Raw genomic sequence first — 5,882 nt, forward strand, 5'->3', positions numbered from 1 at the left:
CCTACCCCCCCGCCCGCGGCCGGTTCACCGAGAACGTCACCGGCGACATCGCCGGGCAGGTCGGCCGCCTGTGGGGGCTGACCGCCGCGCTGAGCACCGACGAACGCACCGGTTTGACCGGAATCGGGTACACCGCGCCGCTGCGCGAGGACATGCTGCGCGCGCTGAGTCAGTCCGAACCCCCCGACACCCGCAACGGGCTGGCCGAGCAGCGCCTCGGGATCGTCGGCACCACGATCAACGACCTGTTCGGCGCGGTCACCATCGTCAACCCCGGCGGCTCCTACACCCTGGCCACCGAGCACAGCCCGCTCCCGCTGGCCCTGCACAACGGGCTGGCCGTGCCGATCCGGGTGCGCCTGCAGGTCGACGCTCCCCCCGGGATGACCGTCACCGACGTCGGTCAGATCGAACTGCCGCCCGGCTACCTGCCGTTGCATGTGCCGATCGAGGTCAACTTCACCAAGCGGGTCGCCGTCGACGTGACCCTGCGCACCCCGGACGGGCTGCGCCTGGGCGACCCGGTGCGGTTGTCGGTGCATTCCAACGCCTACGGCAAGGTGCTGTTCACGATCACGCTGAGCGCCGCCGCGGTGCTGGTGCTGCTGGCCGGGCGCCGCCTGTGGCACCGCTTCCGCGGCCAGCCCGACCCCGCCGACCTGGACCGGCCGGATCCGCCGCACCCGAGGCCGACCGGCCGGCACGACGAGATCTCCCCCAGGGTCGACGAAGAGCACCGCGTATGAGACCCGCCTCGCGGCGGGCCTACCCACAGCCGCAGCCGAACCGGCGGCACCGGCCCGCACCTCCTGCCCCACCGGTTGCGCCGGCGGCTCCCCGGCGGGCCGAATTGTCGGATTCCGCGGTGGTCTCGCGGTCGTGGGCGATCGCCTTCGCCACCCTGGTCAGCCGGTTGACCGGCTTCGCGCGGATCGTGTTGCTGGCCGCCATCCTGGGCGCGGCGCTGTCGAGTGCATTCTCGGTGGCCAACCAGCTGCCGAACCTCGTGGCCGCCCTGGTGCTCGAGGCGACGTTCACCGCGATCTTCGTGCCGGTGCTCGCCCGCGCCGAACAATCCGACCCCGACGGCGGCGCGGCGTTCGTGCGGCGCCTGGTCACCGTGACGACCGCGCTGCTGGTGGTGGCGACGGCGCTGTCGGTGCTGGCCGCTCCGCTGCTGGTGCGGCTGATGCTGGGCCGCATCCCGCAGGTCAACGCGCCGCTGACCACGGCGTTTGCCTACCTGCTGCTCCCGCAGGTGCTCGCCTACGGCCTGACGTCGGTGTTCATGGCGATCCTGAACACCCGCGGCGTGTTCGGGCCGACGGCCTGGGCGCCCGTCGTCAACAACGTCGTCGCGCTGGTGACCCTGGCGGTGTACGTCGCGGTCCCCGGCGCGCTTTCCGTCGATCCCGTGCGGATGGGCAACCCCAAGCTGCTGGTGCTCGGCATCGGCACCAGCGTGGGCGTGTTCGCCCAGGCCGCGGTGCTGCTGGTCGCGCTGCGGCGCGAGCGCGTGAGCCTGCGCCCGCTGTGGGGAATCGACGCGCGTCTCAAGCGCTTCGGTGCGATGGCCGCCGCCATGGTGCTCTACGTGCTGATCAGCCAGCTCGGGCTCGTCGTCGGCAACGAGATCGCCAGCACCGCGGCCGCGTCCGGGCCCGCGATCTACAACTACACCTGGCTCGTCCTGATGCTGCCTTACGGCATGATCGGGGTGACGGTGCTGACCGTGGTGATGCCGCGGCTGAGCCGCAACGCCGCCGCCGACGACGTCAAAGGCGTGCTCGGCGACCTGTCGCTGGCCACCCGGCTGACCCTGGTCACGCTGATCCCGATCGTGGCGTTCATGACCGTCGGCGGCCCTGCCATCGGCAGCGCCCTGTTCGCCTACGGCCACTTCGGGCAGGTCGACGCGGCATACCTGGGCGCCGCGATCGCGCTGTCGGCCTTCACGCTGATCCCCTACGGCCTGGTGCTGCTGCAGCTGCGCGTGTTCTACGCGCGCCAGCAGCCGTGGACCCCGATCGTGATCATCGTCGTGATCACGGCCGTCAAGATCGCCGGGTCGCTGCTGGCGCCGCACCTGACCGGCGACCCCAAGCTGGTGGCCGGCCTGCTCGGCCTGGCCAACGGCCTCGGGTTCCTGGCCGGTGCGGTGGTGGGCTATCTGCTGCTGCGACTGGCGCTGCTGCCCCGCGGCGGCCACCTGGTCGACGCGTCCACGGTGCGCACCATCCTGGTGACGACGGCCGCGTCGCTGCTGGCCGGGCTGCTCGCCCACGTCGCCGACCGCCTGTCGGGGCTGGGCCGACTCACCGCCCACAGTGGTGGCGCCGGTTCGTTGCTGCGCCTGCTGGTACTCGCCACGATCATGGTGCCGATCGTGGCGACGTTCATGCTGCGCGCCCGGGTCCCCGAGGCGCAGGCGGCAGCGGCAGCGGTCCGGCGCCGGATCGGCCGTCCGGCGGGGACGAGAACGGGGACGGGGACGGGGACGGCGAGCAAACACAACGGGCGGGACGGATCGTCCGGGTCGCGGCCCGTCACGTACCCTGAGCAGAGGAATTCGTCCCTGCCGCGGGTGAATGCGGTCAACGAGCCGCGCAGGCCGCCGGAGCGGGAAGGCAAAGCCCGGATAGCGAAAGGACCGGAGGTGACCGACCGCCCTACGGAAGGCGCCGCACCGGGCGCCGTGTCAGGCTCCGAGCTCCCGCGGCCGGTCGCAGACGACTTCCAGCCCGACATTCCCCCAGAGCGTGCGGCGGCGGCCGAGGACACGCACCTGGTTCCCGGCGCCCTGATCGCCGGTGGGCGCTACCGACTTCTGGTGTCCCACGGCGGCGCGCCACCGCTGCAGTTCTGGCAGGCGCTGGACACCGCGCTGGACCGGCAGGTGGCGCTGACGTTCGTCGATCCGGGCGGCTCCCTGCCCGACGACGTGGTGCAGGAGATCCTGTCCCGCACGTTGCGGCTGAGCCGGATCGACAAACCCGGTGTCGCCCGGGTGCTTGACGTGGTGGCCAGCGGTTCCGGCGGCCTGGTGGTCTCGGAGTGGATTCGGGGCGGCTCGCTGCGGGAAGTGGCCGACACCGCGCCCTCGCCGGTCGGCGCCGTGCGGGCGATGCAGTCGCTGGCGGCCGCCGCCGAGGCGGCCCACCGTGCGGGTGTGGCCCTGTCGATCGACCACCCCAGCCGGGTGCGCGTCAGCATCGACGGCGACGTCGTGCTGGCCTATCCGGCGACCATGCCCGACGCCAACCCGCAGGACGACATTCGCGGCATCGGCGCGGCGCTGTACGCCCTGCTGGTCAACCGGTGGCCGCTGCCGGAGCCCGGGGTACGCAGCGGGCTCGCCCCGGCCGAACGGGACGCCAACGGCGTCCCCGTCGAACCCGCGGTCATCGACCGCGCGATTCCCTTCCAGATCTCGGCCGTCGCCGTGCGGGCGGTGCAGGAAGACGGCGGCATCCGCAGCGCCTCGACGCTGCTGAACTTGCTGCAGCAGGCGACCGCCGTGGCCGACCGCACCGAGGTGCTCGGCCCGATCGACGACACCCCGCCGTCGGAGACGCTCCGCCCGTCCGCCGGCGACCCGGCCGTCTTCGCGCGCCGGCGCCGCAACCTGCTGATCGGCGTCGGCGCGGGCCTGGCGATCCTCGTGGTCGCACTGCTGGTGCTCGCCTCGGTGGTCAGCAAGATCTTCGGCAATGTCGGCGGGGGTCTGAACAAGGACGAACTCGGGCTCAGCGGGCCCACGTCGTCGACGTCGGCGCCGGCGGCCAGCTCCGCCCCCGCCGGCAGCGTCGTCAAACCCACGAAGGCCACGGTCTTCTCCCCCGACGGCGAGGCCGACAACCCGGGCCAGGCCGGGCTGGCGATCGACGGCGACCCCTCCACCTCGTGGGAGACCGACACCTACGCCGACGCCGCGCCGTTCCCGTCGTTCAAAACCGGGGTCGGGCTGATGCTGCAGCTGCCGGGCCCGACGGTGGTCGGTGCCGTCTCCATCGACATCTCCAGCACCGGCACGCAGGTCGAGCTTCGCTCGTCGCCCACGCCGGACCCGGCGAAACTGGACGACACCAAGTTGCTGATGCCGGCCGCGACGCTCAAGCCCGGTCACAACGTCATCGCCGTCAAGTCCGCCCCGCCGACCTCGAATCTGCTGGTGTGGATCTCGACGTTGGGCAGCACCGACGGCAAGAGCCGCGCGGCGATCTCGGAGATCACCGTGCACGCCGCATCCTGAGCCGGCGGCCTGAACCGGCCACGCACAGCCTGCGCAGCCGGGTGAAGTGCCCCCGGGTGGGCGATTGGCTACTGTCCGGGCGTGGGGTGCGGTGGTCAGGGCCAGCAGGAACGCACCGATGCCGAGCTGCTGGCAGCGCATGTCGCCGGCGACCGCCGCGCCTTCGGTGAGCTGTTCCTCCGTCATCGCCGCCAGTTGCACCGGCTGGCGCGGCTGACGACCCGCAGCCCCGAGGACGCCGAGGACGCGTTGCAGGACGCGATGCTCTCGGCGCACCGTGGGGCCGCCGCCTTCCGTCACGACGCCGCCGTGGGCAGCTGGCTGCACCGCATCGTCGTCAACGCGTGCCTGGACCGGTTGCGACGCGCCAAGGCGCGGCCGACCGTCCCCCTCGAGGACGTGTACCCGGTGGCCGATCGCACCGCCCAAGTCGATACGGCGATCGTGGTACAGCGGGCCCTGATGCGGCTTCCGGTCGAACAGCGGGCCGCGGTCGTGGCCGTCGACATGCAGGGCTACTCGATCGCCGACACCGCCCGGCTGCTCGGCGTCGCCGAGGGCACGGTCAAGAGCCGGTGTGCCCGTGCGCGGGTCCGCCTTGCCGAGCTGCTCGGATACCTCGAGGCGGTCACCCACGCGGTTCCCGACCAGGTGTGAAACGTGGCCGTCCGGCCGCCCATGACGGACACTGGGGCGGATGGAGAAAGCGGAGAGCGATCCGGCGCGCCGCCGCGATGCGGAAAGCGGCCCGCCGCTGACGGCCGAGACCCTCGCCGACCTGCAGGCCGGTCTGCTCGGCGACGAGGACGCGGCGCGGGTACGACGGCGGATTCGTGCGGATCCGCAGGCCCAGGGGGTGCTGCGAGCCCTCGACCGGGTGCGCCGCGATGTCGCCGCCGCGGCCGCAGATCCGGCGTCGGCACCCGAACCCCCGCCCGACGTCACCGCCAGGGTCTCCGCCGCACTGCGCGCGGCCGGACCACCGTCGGGCGGCTCCCCGGGCCCCGCGCACTCCGCCCGGCCCCGCATCCGTCCCGCTCGCGTCGTCGCGGCGTTCGCGGGACTCGGCGCGGCCCTCGCCGGGATCGGGCTGGGTACGGCGGCATTGCTCCACGCGCCCACCCCCACGGCGAGCACGGAGGTCACCGCCGAGCACATCACGGTGTCGGCACCCCCTCGGGCGATCCCGCTGTCGCGGCCGGAGATTCTCGACCTGCTGCACCGCAACCCCGATTACGGCCCGCTCGGCGACCCGCAACGGCGTGCCTCCTGCCTGACCGGCCTCGGGTATCCGGCGTCCACACGGGTACTCGGCGCGCGGCCGGTCGCGATCAACTCCCGCCCCGGCGTCCTGCTGGTGCTGCCCGGGGACGTGCCCGGCAACCTGGCGGTCTTCGCCGTCGGACCGAGCTGCAGCGCCGCCGACACCGGACTGTTGGCCGACACCCAGGTCCCGCGCGCCTAGTGTTGTGCCATGTGCTGTGCGCCACGCCCGGGAACAGGGGTGCCCGCCATGGCGTTCAGACCAATCCGTAGAGCGTCCGTTTCTGGAGAGGTTCGTATGAGCGCCGACACTGTTCACGACGTGATCGTCATTGGTTCGGGTCCCGCGGGGTATACCGCGGCGCTG

5 protein-coding genes are annotated in these 5,882 nt (G+C 72.7%); all 5 read left to right on the forward strand.

The genetic code is table 11. The features are described 5' to 3' along the window. The coding region (locus FPZ47_RS26145) for a DUF6049 family protein (RefSeq protein WP_246859913.1) at nt 1-746 on the forward strand (746 nt) is incomplete at its 5' end. Continuing rightward, on the forward strand, nt 743-4,252 hold the full coding sequence (locus FPZ47_RS26150; protein WP_144954533.1) for a lipid II flippase MurJ: 3,510 nt from the start codon (nt 743-745) through the stop codon (nt 4,250-4,252). The genes FPZ47_RS26145 and FPZ47_RS26150, both read left to right, overlap by 4 nt. 81 nt (nt 4,253-4,333) lie before the next feature. After that, on the forward strand, nt 4,334-4,909 hold the full coding sequence (sigM, locus tag FPZ47_RS26155) for an RNA polymerase sigma factor SigM (RefSeq protein ID WP_144954535.1): 576 nt from the start codon (nt 4,334-4,336) through the stop codon (nt 4,907-4,909). 40 nt (nt 4,910-4,949) lie between these two features. Then, nucleotides 4,950-5,717 (forward strand): hypothetical protein, encoded by a 768-nt coding sequence (locus tag FPZ47_RS26160; protein ID WP_144954538.1) that lies wholly within the window; start codon nt 4,950-4,952, stop codon nt 5,715-5,717. A gap of 96 nt (nt 5,718-5,813) precedes the next feature. After that, nucleotides 5,814-5,882 (forward strand): hypothetical protein (locus FPZ47_RS30810; protein ID WP_425461794.1); only part of this gene is annotated, 69 nt, incomplete at its 3' end.

It is taken from the genome of Mycobacterium helveticum (assembly GCF_007714205.1).
GTDB lineage: Bacteria > Actinomycetota > Actinomycetes > Mycobacteriales > Mycobacteriaceae > Mycobacterium > Mycobacterium helveticum.

Excerpts from the sequence above, each read along its gene's own strand:
- FPZ47_RS26150 (WP_144954533.1), top strand. The coding sequence starts at position 743 with ATGAGACCCGCCTCGCGGCGGGCCTACCCACAGCCGCAGCCGAACCGG.
- FPZ47_RS26160 (WP_144954538.1), top strand. The coding sequence starts at position 4,950 with ATGGAGAAAGCGGAGAGCGATCCGGCGCGCCGCCGCGATGCGGAAAGC.